18 protein-coding genes are annotated in these 15,924 nt (G+C 45.6%); 17 read left to right on the top strand and 1 reads right to left on the bottom strand.

The window, feature by feature from the left end; translation table 11 throughout:
• The first annotated feature begins 9 nt into the window (after positions 1 to 9).
• The 17 genes from Q365_RS0102260 to Q365_RS0102180 all read left to right on the top strand — a co-directional run bounded on the left by Q365_RS0102260 (position 10) and on the right by Q365_RS0102180 (position 15,007).
• Complete coding sequence (locus Q365_RS0102260; RefSeq protein WP_028021816.1) at positions 10 to 456, top strand: YeeE/YedE family protein; 447 nt, start codon at positions 10 to 12, stop codon at positions 454 to 456.
• An 830-nt stretch (positions 457 to 1,286) separates the two neighbouring features.
• Positions 1,287 to 1,487 (top strand): Flp family type IVb pilin, encoded by a 201-nt coding sequence (locus Q365_RS0102255; RefSeq protein ID WP_028021815.1) that lies wholly within the window; start codon positions 1,287 to 1,289, stop codon positions 1,485 to 1,487.
• Positions 1,488 to 1,509: 22 nt separating this feature from the next.
• Positions 1,510 to 1,941: an A24 family peptidase gene (locus Q365_RS0102250; protein WP_051563710.1), complete on the top strand. Its 432-nt coding sequence runs from the start codon at positions 1,510 to 1,512 to the stop codon at positions 1,939 to 1,941.
• Between the two features lie 38 nt (positions 1,942 to 1,979).
• Positions 1,980 to 2,753: a Flp pilus assembly protein CpaB gene (gene cpaB, locus Q365_RS0102245; RefSeq protein ID WP_028021813.1), complete on the top strand. Its 774-nt coding sequence runs from the start codon at positions 1,980 to 1,982 to the stop codon at positions 2,751 to 2,753.
• Positions 2,754 to 2,763: 10 nt separating this feature from the next.
• Entirely contained in the window at positions 2,764 to 4,119 is a 1,356-nt protein-coding gene (locus Q365_RS0102240) for a type II and III secretion system protein family protein (protein ID WP_035024273.1), read from the top strand.
• Positions 4,116 to 4,655 (top strand): hypothetical protein, encoded by a 540-nt coding sequence (locus tag Q365_RS0102235; RefSeq protein ID WP_028021811.1) that lies wholly within the window; start codon positions 4,116 to 4,118, stop codon positions 4,653 to 4,655. The genes Q365_RS0102240 and Q365_RS0102235 overlap by 4 nt, the downstream gene beginning before the upstream one ends.
• 10 nt (positions 4,656 to 4,665) lie before the next feature.
• Positions 4,666 to 5,925, top strand: a complete 1,260-nt coding sequence (locus Q365_RS0102230) for an AAA family ATPase (protein ID WP_028021810.1) — start codon at positions 4,666 to 4,668, stop codon at positions 5,923 to 5,925.
• A gap of 3 nt (positions 5,926 to 5,928) precedes the next feature.
• Positions 5,929 to 7,206 (top strand): CpaF family protein, encoded by a 1,278-nt coding sequence (locus Q365_RS0102225; RefSeq protein WP_028021809.1) that lies wholly within the window; start codon positions 5,929 to 5,931, stop codon positions 7,204 to 7,206.
• Positions 7,203 to 8,129 (top strand): type II secretion system F family protein, encoded by a 927-nt coding sequence (locus Q365_RS0102220; protein ID WP_028021808.1) that lies wholly within the window; start codon positions 7,203 to 7,205, stop codon positions 8,127 to 8,129. The genes Q365_RS0102225 and Q365_RS0102220 overlap by 4 nt, the downstream gene beginning before the upstream one ends.
• Positions 8,129 to 9,004 (top strand): type II secretion system F family protein, encoded by an 876-nt coding sequence (locus Q365_RS0102215; protein WP_028021807.1) that lies wholly within the window; start codon positions 8,129 to 8,131, stop codon positions 9,002 to 9,004. Before Q365_RS0102220 ends, Q365_RS0102215 begins: the two co-directional genes overlap by 1 nt.
• Positions 9,001 to 10,596, top strand: a complete 1,596-nt coding sequence (locus tag Q365_RS0102210; protein WP_028021806.1) for an AMIN domain-containing protein — start codon at positions 9,001 to 9,003, stop codon at positions 10,594 to 10,596. The genes Q365_RS0102215 and Q365_RS0102210 overlap by 4 nt, the downstream gene beginning before the upstream one ends.
• 1 nt (position 10,597) lies before the next feature.
• Positions 10,598 to 11,083 (top strand): TadE/TadG family type IV pilus assembly protein, encoded by a 486-nt coding sequence (locus Q365_RS0102205; RefSeq protein ID WP_028021805.1) that lies wholly within the window; start codon positions 10,598 to 10,600, stop codon positions 11,081 to 11,083.
• On the top strand, positions 11,064 to 11,618 hold the full coding sequence (gene tadF / locus Q365_RS0102200) for a tight adherence pilus pseudopilin TadF (protein WP_028021804.1): 555 nt from the start codon (positions 11,064 to 11,066) through the stop codon (positions 11,616 to 11,618). Before Q365_RS0102205 ends, tadF begins: the two co-directional genes overlap by 20 nt.
• Positions 11,619 to 11,629: 11 nt before the next feature.
• Positions 11,630 to 12,979, top strand: a complete 1,350-nt coding sequence (locus Q365_RS0102195) for a TadE/TadG family type IV pilus assembly protein (protein WP_028021803.1) — start codon at positions 11,630 to 11,632, stop codon at positions 12,977 to 12,979.
• A 19-nt stretch (positions 12,980 to 12,998) separates the two neighbouring features.
• On the top strand, positions 12,999 to 13,670 hold the full coding sequence (locus Q365_RS0102190) for an OmpA family protein (RefSeq protein WP_028021802.1): 672 nt from the start codon (positions 12,999 to 13,001) through the stop codon (positions 13,668 to 13,670).
• A gap of 137 nt (positions 13,671 to 13,807) precedes the next feature.
• Complete coding sequence (locus tag Q365_RS0102185; RefSeq protein ID WP_028021801.1) at positions 13,808 to 14,065, top strand: Rho-binding antiterminator; 258 nt, start codon at positions 13,808 to 13,810, stop codon at positions 14,063 to 14,065.
• 117 nt (positions 14,066 to 14,182) lie between these two features.
• On the top strand, positions 14,183 to 15,007 hold the full coding sequence (locus Q365_RS0102180; RefSeq protein WP_028021800.1) for a MurR/RpiR family transcriptional regulator: 825 nt from the start codon (positions 14,183 to 14,185) through the stop codon (positions 15,005 to 15,007).
• A 5-nt stretch (positions 15,008 to 15,012) separates the two neighbouring features.
• On the opposite strand, the gene Q365_RS0102175 is transcribed toward Q365_RS0102180, so the two are convergent.
• Complete coding sequence (locus tag Q365_RS0102175) at positions 15,013 to 15,780, bottom strand: sulfite exporter TauE/SafE family protein (protein ID WP_028021799.1); 768 nt, start codon at positions 15,778 to 15,780, stop codon at positions 15,013 to 15,015.
• Positions 15,781 to 15,924: the final 144 nt, after the last annotated feature.

The raw sequence follows: 15,924 nt of genomic DNA, 5'->3' as shown, positions 1-15,924 counted from the left end.
GAGAAAAAGATGTTGAAACACTTTGTTGCTCTAACTTCAGGCGTTCTGTTTGGGCTTGGTATGATGATTTCAGGCATGGTTAACCCTGCCAATGTCATTGGTTTTCTGGATGCATTTGGAGAATGGAACCCGAGTTTGGCCTTCGTCATGGGTGGCGCCTTGCTGGTCTTTATGCCGGGTTATTTCTTCTTGGTGCGTAAGCAAACTAAGCCTGTATTGGCTGACACCTTCTGCGTCAATGACAACACAGCAATGGATACTCGACTGATTTCAGGATCCGTACTATTTGGGGTGGGTTGGGGATTGGCAGGGATTTGTCCTGGGCCTGCCATTGCTGCATTGGGTTCAGGATCGAGCACGGTTATTCTGTTTGTATTGAGCACAGTGGTTGGCATGTACATGGTCAATGTCATGACAACAAAGCCCTCGCCTGAGGCACTTTCTGAGCCGCAATAATTTCCTCTCATAACAAGCAACAAGTAAACTGCCATTAACGCAATGAGCCAAGCGGCCTGACTATACCCAAGTAACCTAAAGATGCTTGGGTATATATTTTTCAGGCTGTTTGATAATGCTCAACCAAATGAATAGACCATCAGAAAAGTTACCTTATAACGCGTATAGAAAGATGGCTATTAAACATACAAACCTTGTGATTTCCTCTGCATATGCCCTTCACCAATTTCATATAATCCTGTTATTTTTGTGTCGAGGAAATCACCAATAAAAGCCGATAAAAAAGACAGCAAGCACACCACACTAGACATTTGTTTACATTTATAAAACAAATGAATTGTGCAAACATCAACCAGAGATGACTGATTTATTCACCACCATGAACTGATAACAATACAAATCATGGAAGCGCCTAAAAGACAACCAACAAAAATTATTATTTAAACCAACAAACATCACTATTTTTTTGTGATGAAAGTCTGGTTTAAAAAAATAAATGACCTCGTCTCAGTTGGTTTTAAATTTAGACGATGAAATTGGTTTCATATTTATTTTATTTACATGCATCACATAAAAACGTTTTTTATATTCAACAAGTTAATCATATGCACACCCAAAAATAAAACCGAATCGCCTCAATAATGAAAATTAGTCTTAATTATGAAATTTAATACCGCAGACAAGCCGGTAGATAAATTTCAATATCAGTTATATCTTATTTCCTGAGCTGCAATTAAATAAAGGTAATGGCACTAGCCAGAAATCTTTACATTTGAATTTTCGCTCATCAATAAAATAAAGATCACCCTTAAAAATAAATGGAGTTTTTCATGTCTCTACTGAAAATAGCCAAGCGTTTTACAAAAGACGAACGCGGCGTAACCGCTATCGAATATGCAATCATCGGTGTGGCAATTTCTGCAATCGTACTTGCAGTTGTTGCAGACGGCGGGCTAGGTAAAGCACTAGGTGACGCAATGACGGTAATTGATACCAACATCGGTAAAGCTGAAACCGTTACTACTCAGTAATACGGCTCTTAGACCATTGTCAATGAATCTCATTGGTCTAGTCCTTATAGCCATCTCAACGGTTGTTGTTATTTCGGACATCAAAGAGCGGAAGATAAGCAATAGATTAAATTTAGTCGTTTTGGTCTGTTGCTTATTGATTGCCTATGAGTACGAAAATATAGAGTTGCATATACTAAGAAGCACTCTAGTTTTGGCCGTTGGGTTGGTTATCTTCAGCTTAGGGATAATTGGGGCTGGCGATGTAAAGCTTCTTTCTATCTATGCACTGATAATCGACGACCAATATTGGGCATTATCTTTAGCAACAGTCGGTTTCATTGGGGGCATCACAGCGTTAATCATCCTTATTAAATCGATAATTGTGAAAAGTGATACGGAGAAAGGCGTCCCATATGGAATCCCTATCGTCGTTTCCAGTCTTTTTTTTATTCATCTGAGTGCACTTAGTTAAAAGATCCACCTTATGTGTATGACATACCGAGTAGACAAATGAGCCAAAGAGTATTTTTTGTTATCGCAGTACTGACAATCATTATTGGCCTGTTAGGTTTGACCGGGATGTTTAGGTTTAATCAAACAGCAGTCGTCGATACATCCATCCCAACATTTCAAGTCGCACAACTAGAAGCACCACTGGCCAAAGGCGAGCTTTTAAAGCGAACAAATGTCCGATATTTCCGCGTGCGCGAACAAGAAGCCATGACAAAAGGGATTGCGCAAGATACTTCATTAGAACTTGTTGCAGGCATGATTGCCGCTAAAGACATATCTAACTCTACCTTCGTCACTCAAAGCGACTTTATTTCACCCGGAGACAAAGGCTACATCGAGGCCGCAATAGAGCCGGGCATGACACCTTACTCGTTTGGTTTAACCAGCCGAGACTTTTTAGGTTCAGGTATTTCTGTCGGTGACCATATTGACGTCCTTGTGCTGACATCAGATGAGCAAAACATTGGCGAGTCAGGCAGAAACAATGCGATTCAATCGTTTCGAACGCTATCCGTTTCTCCATTGCTCCAAAACGTCAAAATTCTCGCCATTGAAGGGGAGAGTAATTCTAAAACTGAGGACTTGCCTATCACCATTGAGCTCGCGAGAGAGCAAATAGGAAAGATGGTCATAGCGAGGCGTATTGGTGTTATTGAAGTTATTAAGTCTTTAAATCAAACAACGTTAGGCATGAATGCAGACACGCATGACGTGCTACCCAATTTTAAATCGGTCATCGAAATCCGTGGCCAAGATAAGGCTTTTAACTAGAGAGCAAGGAATGCTTACTTTGCGTTTTCATCACATCTTACTCGTCGTTTTTTTGGCGTCAGCGTCCTTGACAGCGAAGGCTGCAGGAATCATCAATCTGGGTACTGGCGATGCCCGTTCTATGCATTTTGATACCACTATCGGCACTATCTTTATCGCCAACCCAGAAGTAGCAGATTACCAAGTCATCGATAACAACCGCTTGGTCGTCTTTGGCAGAAACATTGGTACTACAACGTTAATTGTTTTTGGTGAAAACAGTTCCACGCTGACAGAAAAGCGTATCGTCGTTAACAAAAGTCTAATCAGCATTGAGCAAATGCTCTCGTCACAATACCCAAACGCCGAAGTGTCCGTTTTAAATTTGGGTGATCGCGTGGTTTTGGGAGGCACGGTTCCAACGCAAAAAGAAAAAGATGAAATATATGCCATGGTGGGTGAACTGCTCACCAAAGATCCCACTGAGAAAGTCAAAACGCTGGTATCCATTAACACTGACACACCAGATAAAGATATCGACTACCTCGCACATAAAATCTATGAGGGTGTGGTCAATAACTTGGAAGTCACGGTCACTAAACAAGTCAATGTCAAACTCACCATTGCGGAAGTGAACAGTTCAATTGTGAACGAGCTCGGCATCCAGTGGGGCACCGTATTTGAAAACACGTTCAACAATGGACAATTCTTTCGTGCCATTACGGGAACGGGCGGTTCAGGTAGCAACGTCGGCTCATACATTTCAGCCATCAACGATGACAGAATTGGACAAGTGCTTTCCGAACCCAACCTCTCTGTTATTTCTGGAGAGACTGCAAGCTTTCTTGTCGGTGGCGAAGTACCTATCTCTTACCTCTCCCCAGATGGCTACGTCATCACCTATCGTTCGTTTGGTATTGGTCTAGAGCTTGCTGCGGAAGTTCAACGCGATGACAAGATCATGTTGACCCTGCTGCCATCGGTTAGCTCTGTTGACGAGCAATTTGGTGAAACGGCCTTGGATATACCTGCATTTCGTGTTCGTCGTGCTCAAACCACCATTGAGTTGGGCGATGGCGACAGCTTTGTGTTAGCGGGGCTGCTCAGCACGGAGGACCAAGAATCATTAGCAAAAATCCCATTTATTGCTGATGTGCCGATTTTAGGGGCATTGTTCCGCCACTCTACGACCACGAGGCGCAAAACAGAGTTGGTTATTGTTGCCACTGTCTCGTTGGTGACGCCAATAACATCGGCGAACATTACGCTGCCGCACATCAAGCAAACCAGCACTCTCTCTCGATTCTTCGGGATGGATTTTGACACGTCGTCAGACACAGCAAAATGGCAGACTGAAATTCTGGCGACGGGAGGGTTCAAGAAATGATCGATACCAAAAGATATCTCGTCGCATTTGTACTGAGCACCTCTTCTCTTTTCGCATGCTCTAGTTTACCTCATAACACCGCGGTGCAAGGGGGAGACCTTACTGTTACGCCAGTGACATATACCTATGCCGTCAGTTTGAAAAACAAGAAATCAAAGCTCGCCAAAAAAGAGCTATTCACTTACCTCAAAAACAACAAAGACGACCTACTGGTCTACGGAGCTGAGATCTCCTGGAAAGGTCAACGCGCAAAAAGGTTAGCCAAAGAAGCATCCAAGTGGCTGATCAGTGCGGGCACACCGAGCGAATTGGTAACCGTGCAGGCAGACAGTTCGCAGGCCGTCGACATTATTTCGCTATCGACAACTATCTATCAGGTGCAAACCCACACCTGTAACGAGCGCGTGATTGGCCAGTATCACTCTGGTGATGATGGCTGCTACTCAGATAATTTGAGATGGCAGTCAATGCTCCATCCGGACAGAAAGTTAGCAGGCCAGAATCGCACTACCGTTTTACCTCAAGACAGCCAGTAAGAGAGACACCATGATCTTTGACGAACTACTCAAGAAAGAGTCAACGAGCTCTCTCTCTAACCTTGGCAATCAGTCTGGCATTAAGGTTGTTCAATTTCATAGAACGGATGAATCAAAGTCTCTGGTTGAAGAGACATTCCGCTTTATTGGCGAAACCCTACCCACCTCATATCAATACAAATTTGATGACGTCGCAGGACAGGTTGAAGAGTTAAATGCCCAAGTTGCCATTGTCGATTTGGTGGAATGTGAAGACATTTTAAAAGAGTGCCGCCAATTATCAGAGCGCCTGCCTACCTCGCTTTCTGTCTTAATCATCGGTGGCGAAGATTCTATTTCTGTCGTGCGAGAGTTAAAAGCATTTGGGTTTTATTATCTGCTTTGGCCGATATCGAAAATCGAGCTTGCTGAATTTGTCGAAAGTGTCTTAGCCCAGCATGAATCCGCCAACTTTAAGCATCGTCGACGCGCTAAACGCATTGGAATCATCGGCACGCGTGGCGGCATTGGTACGTCACTCATCACCGCAGAGCTTGGCTGGCAGCTTTCTAATGAAAAGCAGGCATCCTGTGTTGTGGTGGATAACAATTACCTGTCAGGCAATCTAGATATCTACCTTGGCGTGAAAAACCGTGAAAAGAGAAAACTGAACGCGGTTGAGTCCAGCGGCAATGTTGATGAATCAATCGCGAAGTCGCTCGTCACAAGAGTAAACCATCGACTCGATTACCTGGCTTTAGGCCTAGATAGTGAAACGTCAGCAGACTTCCATGAAGTCACTGGCACTGTCATCAGCAATTTAAGCAGCGAGACAAATTTCATCATTGATGACCTCTCGGCCTCTGTCAGTTTCGACTTGAGACCTAGCTCATTGATCAAACAACTTGATGTTGCCGTCGTGGTGATGGACCCAACCATCTCATGCCTTCGCGAAACCGCAGCGCTTTTGAATAACATCAAAAAACACATTGAAGAGAATGATCTAAGAAAGACTGTCCGGATTATGCTTGTACTCAATAAGCACAGAGCGTCTCGATTTCACAGTGTCACTGAATCAGAAATTGTTAAGTACTTGAGCGTACCCATTGATGTTGTTCTTCCTTATGAAGTGTCGGCGGAGGAAGCATTAGTCAGCGGAACTATGTTAAGCACAGGCAAGACCAAGTTGGGCAGTCAGCTGCGCGTTTTATGTTCGTTGGTCGTCGGTGAAGTCATACAGCCAAGCCGTGTGAAAGGGCTGTTTCCTTTTTTCCGTAAGAAGGATAGCTAATACATGAATCCTTCTCGCGAACTCTATATTTCCTTACGCACACGCATCTTTGATGCACTTGACCCAGAAGCCGTTTCGACACTTGGTAAGGATGAACTGAAAGGCCAGTTACTTCAGGCCATTTTACTGCTCATAGAACAAGACAAAGCCCCCGTCTCCACAACGCTTCGAAATGAGTTCGTCACCATGCTGTATGACGAACTGCGAGGCCTTGGCCCGATTCAGGCATTGATGGAGGATGATTCCATTTCGGACATCATGATCAATGGCCCTGATAACGTCTTTATTGAAAGGCAGGGGCTTGTTGAAAAATCTCGCATCACCTTCATGGATAATACGCAGCTGACCAACGTCGCCAAACGCATCGCCTCAAGAGTTGGCCGTCGTGTTGATGACTCGACACCGTTGTGTGATGCACGTCTAGAGGACGGAAGCCGCGTCAACATTGTTCTGCCGCCCATTGCCATTGATGGTGCGTCTGTATCTATCCGTAAATTTAAAAAGCAAAGCATCAGTTTTGGTGACTTGATTGAATTCGGTGCTGTGAGTCCAGAAGTCGCCAAACTCATGATCATCGCCTCACGTTGCCGTCTCAATGTGGTGATCTCTGGGGGTACAGGCTCGGGTAAAACCACCATGATGAATGCTCTCTCTCAATATATCTCTGAGAGCGAACGTATCGTGACGATTGAAGATGCCGCCGAACTCAGATTGCAGCAACCACACGTGGTGCGTCTGGAAACACGTACCGCAGGTATTGAAGGTAATGGCGAGATCAACCAGCGCCAATTGGTTATCAATGCGCTGCGTATGCGTCCTGATCGCATCATTATTGGTGAGTGCCGTGGCTCTGAAACCTTTGAAATGCTTCAGGCGATGAACACAGGCCACGATGGTTCAATGACCACCCTTCACGCCAACAGCCCTCGAGACGCAATTTCTCGTATCGAGAGCATGGTCATGATGGCGACGGCATCTTTGCCACTGGAAGCCATACGACGCACCGTTGTAAGTGCTGTGGACATTATCATCCAGATAAGTCGCCTTCACGATGGTAGCCGTAAGGTCATGAGTATTTGTGAGGTCGTCGGTATGGAAGGCGACGGTGTTGTAATGGAAGAAATATTCCGTTTTGAGCACCAAGGCTTTTCAAGCCAAGGACGAATTCTAGGTAGGTTCATTACGTCTGGGCTGATGGAACGTTCTGCGCTCTATGAAAAAGCGCGCTACTTCGGCTTAGACAAAGAACTCAAAAGTATCTTCCAAGAGATGCAAGCATGATTGCAAACCTGTTTTTCATCGGCTTAATTGGTGTTGGCCTCTACATCATGAGGAAACAAGCTCAACTCAGCGAACGCCGAGAAAGTATGCTTCGTGAAAACAACACGCTTCCAGAAACCAAATTGCTCGAGAACCGTGCGGTTGATATGGAAGCGCTTTCCCACACTACATTTTCTCAGCGTTTATCTCGGTCTCTAAGGAACATCTATTACGACATCGGTGAGTACGCCATTATTAAGGTCTTGGTGTATTACGTTGTTGCCACTTTTGTCGGTGAGTTTGTTTTTGTCACGGTATTTGGTTTTACGACTCAAGTATCGCTTTTACTTTCGTACCCTATTTTCACGTATCTTGGTATTCGGTACTTAGAGTTTCGAACACAAAAAGAATTCGAAGAAAACTTCCCTGACGCGCTCAATATGATTGCCAGTTCGGTTTCCGCTGGAGAGAGTTTGCTTCACGCGATTCAATACGTTGGAAAGTCACTCGATAATATTGTTGGACGAGAATTTAAGACAATGGGTGAGCGTCTGAACCTAGGCGAGACAACCGAATCTGTTTTTGCCCGTGCCTGTCAGCGATTCCCGACCCCCACGTTCCAGTTCTTTGTGATTGCCATGAGGGTGAACGTCAATCGAGGTGGTCAGTTGCGCCGCGTGATTACCAACCTCAACCGTGTGCTTTTTGACGCCAAAAGTGTGGAAATGAAGAAAAAGGCATTAACGGCAGAAGCGCGTATGTCTTCATACATTATCTGCTCCATTCCTTTTTTCTTCCTGTTTGTTGTTCTACGTTTTTTGTCACCAGAAAACTACGACTATGTCATGCATGACCCAAGCGGGAGATTTCTGCTTTATTACACCTTAATCAGTGAATCGATTGGCATTGGCATCATCACGTGGCTGATGAGGAGTGTGAAGTAGTGAACAGCTTTTACACGCTCATCTTTATTGTTTTGATTGCGCTTGGTGCAGCGACCGCCCTTACCATTTTGCTTGCAAACGTAAAGCGTAAGAGCAGCATTGAACAAGCACTAGACATTAATCAGATGGACAAAGTGTCATCGCTTGCGAATGCATCTCGATTGATTTCGTCATTTTTCGCTGCCAGTAACACCGAAATCACTGAGAAATTCATCGGTGCTGGTATTTATAACACCGCGCTGGCACCTTACTTTTTCCTCATTAAATACACGGTTTTCGGGGTCGCTTCAGCAATTGTCATTATGACCGGTGACGCGCCCATTTATGAGGGGATCGTAGATAAAATTACGTGGTTAGCAGCATTGACCCTCGTCGTGGTCATTGGGCCTGACTTGTACCTAGAAATGCGCCGTCGCGCACTCGCGCTAAAAATCACCCGAAAACTGCCTTTCTTATTAGATTTAATGGCCACCTGTGTTCAAACGGGCATGACTATCGAATCAACGCTGTTCTATCTGACGTCTGAAATGGCATCGTTCGACCGCGATATCGCTTATATGCTGAAGCGCCTCAGTGATAGAGCCAGAACCGTTGGCCTAGACAAAGCGCTTCAAGATCTTTACGAACGGGTTCCGTCGCCAGAAATGCACAGTTTCGTCATGACTCTCACCCAGAGCATGCAACACGGCACCTCGGTTTACGAAATCCTAACCACGCTTTCCAACGATATTCGCAAAATTCAGCTTCTTTCTCTCGAAGAAAAAGCAGGAAAGCTCTCTTCCAAAATGTCCATTCCAATGATCATATTCGTCATGATGCCCGTCGTTATTCTGATTGTCAGTCCGGGTGTGATGAGGATGTTGGAGAAACTATGAAACTGTTGCTCGTTGCCGCCTCCATTCTTGCGCTTTCTGCGTGTAGCTCCTCTGATGTACTCGAAGAGTACGCCGGAGAGAAGGGAGATCAACTCTTACTTCAAACCGGAAACTACAGCTCCTTGGTTAAACGCTACCAAGATCAGCTAAAGGAAAACCCGTCGCCATCACTACGATATAAATTGGCGAATGCACTGTATTTGTCGGGCGATCCTGAAGCTGCACAGTTCCAATTAGCACTGATCCCTTATGACGCCATTGAGGATTCAGAGTTAGAAATGCTCAGAGCAAACGTGCTCTATGACCTCGATAGACTGAATGCCGCCGAACAACACGTTAACGCGGCATTACGAATCTATGATAATAACGCCGAGGCATACAACCTTAAGGGATTGCTCCTCGCCCAACGCGGCGAACTCAATAAAGCCAAACAGGCATTTGACCGTGCTCGCCTTCATGGCTTTGACGACGATATTGTGAAGAACAACCTCGCGATGGTTGCCATATTGAAAGGGGATTTTGACTGGGCAGCCGACATTCTGCTGCCACTGGTGAAAAATGGCCGTTCAGACAGTATCGTTGAGGCTAACCTATTGCTTGCACTGGCTAAATCTGGTCGTTCCCGCGAGTTCAGTCAACTCCTCGCAAGCGAAGGAAGCAGAGAAACGATCAATGAGAGATATACCAGTATCAATAATGTTGAAGCGTTGGGTCGCTTCTCTCAAAACAGTGCGCAAAATAACGCTTCAACTCGCTCTTCAAGTGAGGATTCAAACAAGGCTCCAGCCAGCGTTAAAGTGCCGCTGACAACGCAGGCCCCAGCGACGGAAAGCATCAATAAAATCGACTCCATCTTGGCGGCCAATAAACAAAGAAACAAACCTAAGCGAGTACTCGCTGACAGTGCTCCGATTCAAAACATTGAAGCAGTAGCGAAAGCGAAAGACGAAACGAAAAATAATGCTATTCCAATTGCAATGAACGCTTCGTCCAAAACAACGCGTAGTGCAGTCAGCGCTTCGTCAACAATTTCGGTCCCTGTGACTAATACAACTGTGACTAAGACATCTAAAGCTGCCATTGTTCCAACAACAAAGCCCATCATTAGCCCGCCAGCTAAAGAAAAGTTGGGACCGCTAGAACTTGCACGTCAGCGCGTGGCAGCAGCAAACAAAGCGAAGGCAGAAAAAGCACAGCAGGAAAAGATACACAGCCTTGCTAAGAAAGAGGCAAAACAGGCACCGCCCAACATCAAAAAGCCGAAAAAGAAACGTACTCGCTATTTGGTCACAGACATCAATTATTTGAAGACTAATGGCGTGAACGAATACACCGCCACGTCAGACTTTGAATTGGGCAAGATCCGCACTCAATATCTCGAGAAACGCAAAAAGTGGGTGTTTGATATTGAAGGCGCTAAGAATTTCACGACCAAACGTAAGCGCTATTTGAAAAATGGGCCGGCTAAAGCGATTGAGCTAGGAGAGCATGAAAGCTTTGTGCGTATCGTGCTTGAAATGCACGAAAAAACCCAACAAAAGCCCGACATCAAAGTGGAAGGAAACACCCTAACCATTCGTTGGGATTCGTAGCATGAGATCGTTAACGCGAAAATACATGCCAATGAAAAACCAGCAAGCGGGGGTTATTACCCTTGAGTTTGCCATCGGCTTTATGCTCCTATTTTTCTTTCTCATGTTCTGGGTCGAAATATGTGTCATTGGCTATTTGTCGTCAGTCGTGGATTACGCCATTTCAGAATCTTCTCGTGCAGCCAGATCCTCTGCAAATGCAAATTATGAATCCATCTTCCGAACGGCGATCAGCAACAGTAATGACTTTTGGACAAAGGTTGTTGACCCAACCAAATTCAGTATCTCAGTTGAATTTTATGACTCATTAGACAACGCAGCATCAAGGGCTGGCACAGTATTGGGCTCGGACAAACCCATTGCGCTTTACCAAGTGAGCTACGAATACGATCCGATGTTCTCGTTTTTGTATGATGCTGAAACATTAAATTTCTCTCGTGAAGTCATTGCTATTCAGGAATTTGAACGTGACCAATTTAGCCAATAAACAACGTGGCACATTCACCATTGAACTTGTCGTCATTCTGATCGCATTCAGCTTTATTTGCGTTTTCACCATGGATGTTGTGTCAAAACAAGCCATTGTCGGAAAGCTGGATCGCCTTTCCTACTCAACGGTCAGCCTCGTCAAAGAACGAACCCAACTCTTTGATGGAGAGGATGAAATGTCACCTGCACAAACCACCACATTGTTTCGTTTAGTGTCGACATCGTTAGACGCAACAATGAACGGCTTTGAACCTAGTCGCCTCGGCATGGTGATCGAACAACAGAGATTCAATAGTGAGCAGCAACCCATTTCCGCTCTGAGTGGCGTGAATATTTTTGATGTTGGTGATTATGGATGTGCGCCCGTAGAGAAGCTCAGCTTAAAAACGGAACTCGCGCCAGTGACCAACTTCGGCAATCGACTCACGCTGTATCAAATCACTCTCTGTTATAAAACGGACAATATGTTCGGAAAGCTCATGGGCGAAACTTGGGAGTTGGCTCGCTCAACCTCAATATCAGTAGGTCGATAGGATTGAGTGCGATGAATTCAAGTTTTTCAAAACAACGTGGCGTAGCAACCATCTTCTACATTATTACGTTCCCACTTTTGTTCAGCGTATTTGTTCTTGCCATTGAATCGACGCGCTATTTGCAAACCCATGCGCGAGTCAATGATGGTGTAGAAATGGCTTCGCTTGCCGTCGCCGCCAATGCATCAACTTCCGTACATGAAAACCAATTATTGGCGAAAGGTTTTGTCGACAATTATGCGCCAGATGGAGACATTGAAGCATCGGATATCAATGTACAAAGAACAAGTTGTGATGAGATTTATGGCGACCAATGTGGGCAAGCAGGCGTTTATGACAGAGATGGACTGATTTTCACCCAGTATCGTGTCAGTGTCGAATCGGACTTCACCAGTTGGTATCCAAAGAACGATTACCATCAAGGGTATGAAGAGAAGATCACCATGGGTGGCGAAGCGACAGCACGCAAATATCAGGGTTTTACCATTGATGTCGCTTTCGTCGCGGATTTTTCTGGTTCAATGGGAAGAGCTTGGGAAGAGAACGATAACAATGACAACGACGACGATGAATTCAGTCATATCAATGCAAAATATGAGGGCGTTGTTGAAGTTATAAAACGCGTTACTGACAGGCTCGAATCATACAATGATTCCACAGAACAAGAGATCGGTGACGAGCAACTGGCAAACCGAGCCGCGTTTATTGGATACAACATGTATCCCCATGACCTTGGCGCCTACTACAGCAATGTTCAGTACTATAGCAATGGGTCTAAATCCTATCAGTGGTGGACTAACATTCCCAACATCAATTATGCCGCTACCGTTGCATCCCCCTTGAATACCCCGAGAACATCCATCATCGGCAGAGATCCGAACGACCGGTCGTCATTTAGAACGTTAGGATTGACAGACGATTTTGCCAACTTCAGAACAACGATCGATCAGTTTATCCCTAGCCATGGTACTGCCTCTTTCGAAGGTATTCTCGAAGCGGCCAAGATTGTTGACGGTGGAGACAACGTAAGAAAACTTATTATTGTTCTCTCTGACGGTGCAGATTGGCACCCCGACAACGCCCATGACAATCGTTATCCCAGCTATGCCGCTCTGCGACTTTATAACGCAGGATTGTGCGACAGCATCATCAATCAGTTAGAGCAAAAGCAAGTCAGTGGTCGGGCTGTTGAAGCGCGAATATTTGTGATTGGTTTTGACTACGACATTTCGCTAAACCCAGGATTGCAGACTTGTGCTGGTGCAGAAAACATCCAATCAGCGAGCTCATACAAGGATATCTATGAAACAGTCCTTGAGCTTATAAGTGAAGAAGTTGGACGCCTGTACGTTGGCAGTTAAGAACGCTTATGGAGACATTATGAAGTCAGCATTTTCAATGACAGCACTAGCAATTGCCTTAAGTGCTGTGAGTTCTATTTCTTTTGCTGAAAATATTTCAACAACTGTATTTGAAGATATCTGTTCAGATAAAAACACAGAGGTCGCCTTTCGTATTGATGTGGGCCAATCCACTGAAGTGTTTTTTCATAGATCACAGTATGTTCAACTAGAAGTACCGATGACATCACATCCCACTACCCCGCTATTCATTGATGCTTTGATGAACGCTGGCCTAAACAAAGAATGCGCTGAACTTTTGGTTCGCGAAACACCCACTGTTTCCACACACCACAACCAGCTTGTCGCCATGGTGCATTTCGGCTTTGATAAGTCGTCTCTCACATCGACCGGCAAAAAGATCCTCGCCAGTGTGGTGGACTCCATCAAGCGTAGCCAAACTGCCTTGTCCATTGAAGGCCACACGGACAGCGTTGGCAGCCATGCCTACAATCTAAAGTTGGGGCTTCAACGCGCAGATTCAGTCAAAGGCTACCTGACTGCATCAACGGGAAAAACAGCCACACTCAAAACAATTTCCCGAGGTGAAACCGCGCCTGTCGCGAACAATACAACCGCGGCAGGAAAGGCACAAAACCGCCGTGTAGAACTGCGTTCACTGGTCATCCTACAAGACGCCACTAGCAAGTAGTGGCATCCTAGGCGACACTGATAACATCGCTTCTCGGCGGCATCTCGTCGTCGTTAAGTTGACTAAAGTGGCCTAGGTGACTGAGATATGACTTAAGTGACTTAGCTCAAGCGCCTAGGGATGGGAGAGATAGCGCGATGATAAAATGTGATGACTATGATTACGTGGAAATTGTCTGTTTGTTTCAGTACCCCATCAAGCTGGTTCTGCGAACGGGCGACACCATTGAGGGCATCGCGAAAGACACCGCGCGAAACGCTGATCGCGAAGAGTGCATTTCACTTGAAACCAGTCGCGACCAACAGCGGGCCACGGAGCTTGTGGTGCTCGATCATATTGCTTCTTTGGAGGTGTTGGTCGACAACCCGCATTTTAAGCAAATCAGCTTTAGCTAGAAGTCAGGGTTCGAACGACAGGGAAAGCAGATAAGTTGAGAATGAAATAGAAATTCCATTTTCAATTTCATTTCGAAACATTACACTTGCCATAGATGGATCTTAATCGAGTACTTTATGGCTACGGCAACTCACCTCGCTGAATTACAGCAACAAATCCGACAGCGTTATCACGACCTCAGTAAGCGACTTCAACAAGTTGCTCATTACGTTCTGGAAAACCCAAACAGCATTGCCTTTGATACGGTCGCTGTGATTGCCACTCACGCCAATGTCCCGCCATCAACGCTGATAAGATTTGCTAACGCATTCGATTTCAGTGGCTTCAATGAAATGAAGCAACTCTTTCGTAAAAACCTTGTTGAAGAAACAAGCAGCTATACCGAACGCGCAAAACTATTGAAAGACAGCCAATCAGGCTCCTCTTTAGACACGCCAAGCGATATTCTTCAACAGTTTACACTGGCGAATACCGTCGCCTTGCAGGAACTAACCAGCTCGGTGAATCCTGAGCAGCTTGACACAGCGGTCAATTTACTTGAAAACGCAGACACCATTTACGTGGTCGCCATGCGTCGCGCATTCAGTATTGCGTCTTACCTGACCTATGCCCTTCGCCACCTTGAACGACGCGTGGTATTGGTGGATGGTTTTGGGTGCATGGCATCTGAACAGTTGGCACTGGTTGGCGAGAATGATGTGGTGATTGGTGCGAGCTTTTCCCCCTATTCACCAGAAACCATCGAGCTGTGTGACCACGCAACCCATGCTAAAGCCAAGAAAATTGTCTTCACGGACAGCCAAGTAAGTCCCCTCGCCGCGAACAGTGATGTGTGCTTCGTGATCAAAGAAGCGGCTGTAGAGTCATTTCGTTCACAAACCGCCACCTTGTGTTTGGCACAATCCTTAGCGGTGTCGCTGGCATTCAAGCTGAGTCGATAAGCGCATTACATCAAGCTCAGTAATCCATCAACAGACAGCTTGATTCCCGAAAGAAACAGAAACAAATAGCAAAGCTGATAGATGCGTTTTTGGCTAACGCGGTGGAGCATCCAAATCCCCGTTTTCACACCCAACGGTGCAAGCGGAATCAAGAGCAATGCGGTCAATACATTGGTTTTATCGAACTCACCAATCGCCGCATACGGGATCAACTTCACCACATTTAACATGGCAAAAAACACGGCCATGGTGGCCACCAGCGTTACCTTCTCAAGCTTTTGCGGCAATAGATAGATACTGGCTGGCCCGCCGCCTGCATGTATTGTCGTGCTCGAGAAGCCACTCATTCCACCCCAAATCGCGGCCGCCAATCTTCCATTTTGCTTTTTGGCTGCTTTCATCAGCCCCACTTCAGATAACACATAGTGAAAACAAAACCAAAGCGACAGCACACCAATCGTCAACTTCAGTCCTGCTTGCGGCACGGCATGGATATAAAAGCCAGCAAGGGCGACACCCAGCAATGCCCCGGGCAGCATGCGTTTTATTACGCCGTAATCTGCGCTTTTGTAGTGATAGCGAACCGCGAAAACATCCATCGCCAATAAGATAGGCAGTAATATTGCGGCAGCTTGCGTGGGAGAAACGGCAAGTGCCATTAAAGGCACAGCGATGATCCCCAACGCACCACCCAGTCCCCCTTTGCCAATGCCATAGATCAGCACTGCTGGGACGGATAACAGGTAAAAGTAGGGGTCAGTGATCACTGGCAAGCGCGCATTCTCCATTGCGTTGATGTATTGGGATCATAGCGACTTATCTGCCTTCATTGGCGAAAATAGCGTGCCTAAAGTGATATCCCGACGTAAACAGTGGAGCAGCTAAACAGACGAGCAACTGAGCATTCTAGAAATTAA

Source organism: Enterovibrio calviensis DSM 14347 (genome assembly GCF_000621165.1).
Taxonomy (GTDB): domain Bacteria; phylum Pseudomonadota; class Gammaproteobacteria; order Enterobacterales; family Vibrionaceae; genus Enterovibrio; species Enterovibrio calviensis.
This window is presented reverse-complemented; position numbering and strand designations above follow the sequence as displayed.

Excerpts from the sequence above, each read along its gene's own strand:
- Q365_RS0102205 (WP_028021805.1), top strand. The coding sequence starts at position 10,598 with ATGAGATCGTTAACGCGAAAATACATGCCAATGAAAAACCAGCAAGCG.
- Q365_RS0102230 (WP_028021810.1), top strand. The coding sequence starts at position 4,666 with ATGATCTTTGACGAACTACTCAAGAAAGAGTCAACGAGCTCTCTCTCT.
- Q365_RS0102180 (WP_028021800.1), top strand. The coding sequence starts at position 14,183 with ATGGCTACGGCAACTCACCTCGCTGAATTACAGCAACAAATCCGACAG.
- Q365_RS0102235 (WP_028021811.1), top strand. The coding sequence starts at position 4,116 with ATGATCGATACCAAAAGATATCTCGTCGCATTTGTACTGAGCACCTCT.
- Q365_RS0102190 (WP_028021802.1), top strand. The coding sequence starts at position 12,999 with ATGAAGTCAGCATTTTCAATGACAGCACTAGCAATTGCCTTAAGTGCT.
- Q365_RS0102195 (WP_028021803.1), top strand. The coding sequence starts at position 11,630 with ATGAATTCAAGTTTTTCAAAACAACGTGGCGTAGCAACCATCTTCTAC.
- Q365_RS0102210 (WP_028021806.1), top strand. The coding sequence starts at position 9,001 with ATGAAACTGTTGCTCGTTGCCGCCTCCATTCTTGCGCTTTCTGCGTGT.
- Q365_RS0102185 (WP_028021801.1), top strand. The coding sequence starts at position 13,808 with ATGATAAAATGTGATGACTATGATTACGTGGAAATTGTCTGTTTGTTT.
- Q365_RS0102260 (WP_028021816.1), top strand. The coding sequence starts at position 10 with ATGTTGAAACACTTTGTTGCTCTAACTTCAGGCGTTCTGTTTGGGCTT.
- Q365_RS0102220 (WP_028021808.1), top strand. The coding sequence starts at position 7,203 with ATGATTGCAAACCTGTTTTTCATCGGCTTAATTGGTGTTGGCCTCTAC.
- cpaB (WP_028021813.1), top strand. The coding sequence starts at position 1,980 with ATGAGCCAAAGAGTATTTTTTGTTATCGCAGTACTGACAATCATTATT.
- Q365_RS0102240 (WP_035024273.1), top strand. The coding sequence starts at position 2,764 with ATGCTTACTTTGCGTTTTCATCACATCTTACTCGTCGTTTTTTTGGCG.
- Q365_RS0102250 (WP_051563710.1), top strand. The coding sequence starts at position 1,510 with ATGAATCTCATTGGTCTAGTCCTTATAGCCATCTCAACGGTTGTTGTT.
- Q365_RS0102255 (WP_028021815.1), top strand. The coding sequence starts at position 1,287 with ATGTCTCTACTGAAAATAGCCAAGCGTTTTACAAAAGACGAACGCGGC.
- Q365_RS0102225 (WP_028021809.1), top strand. The coding sequence starts at position 5,929 with ATGAATCCTTCTCGCGAACTCTATATTTCCTTACGCACACGCATCTTT.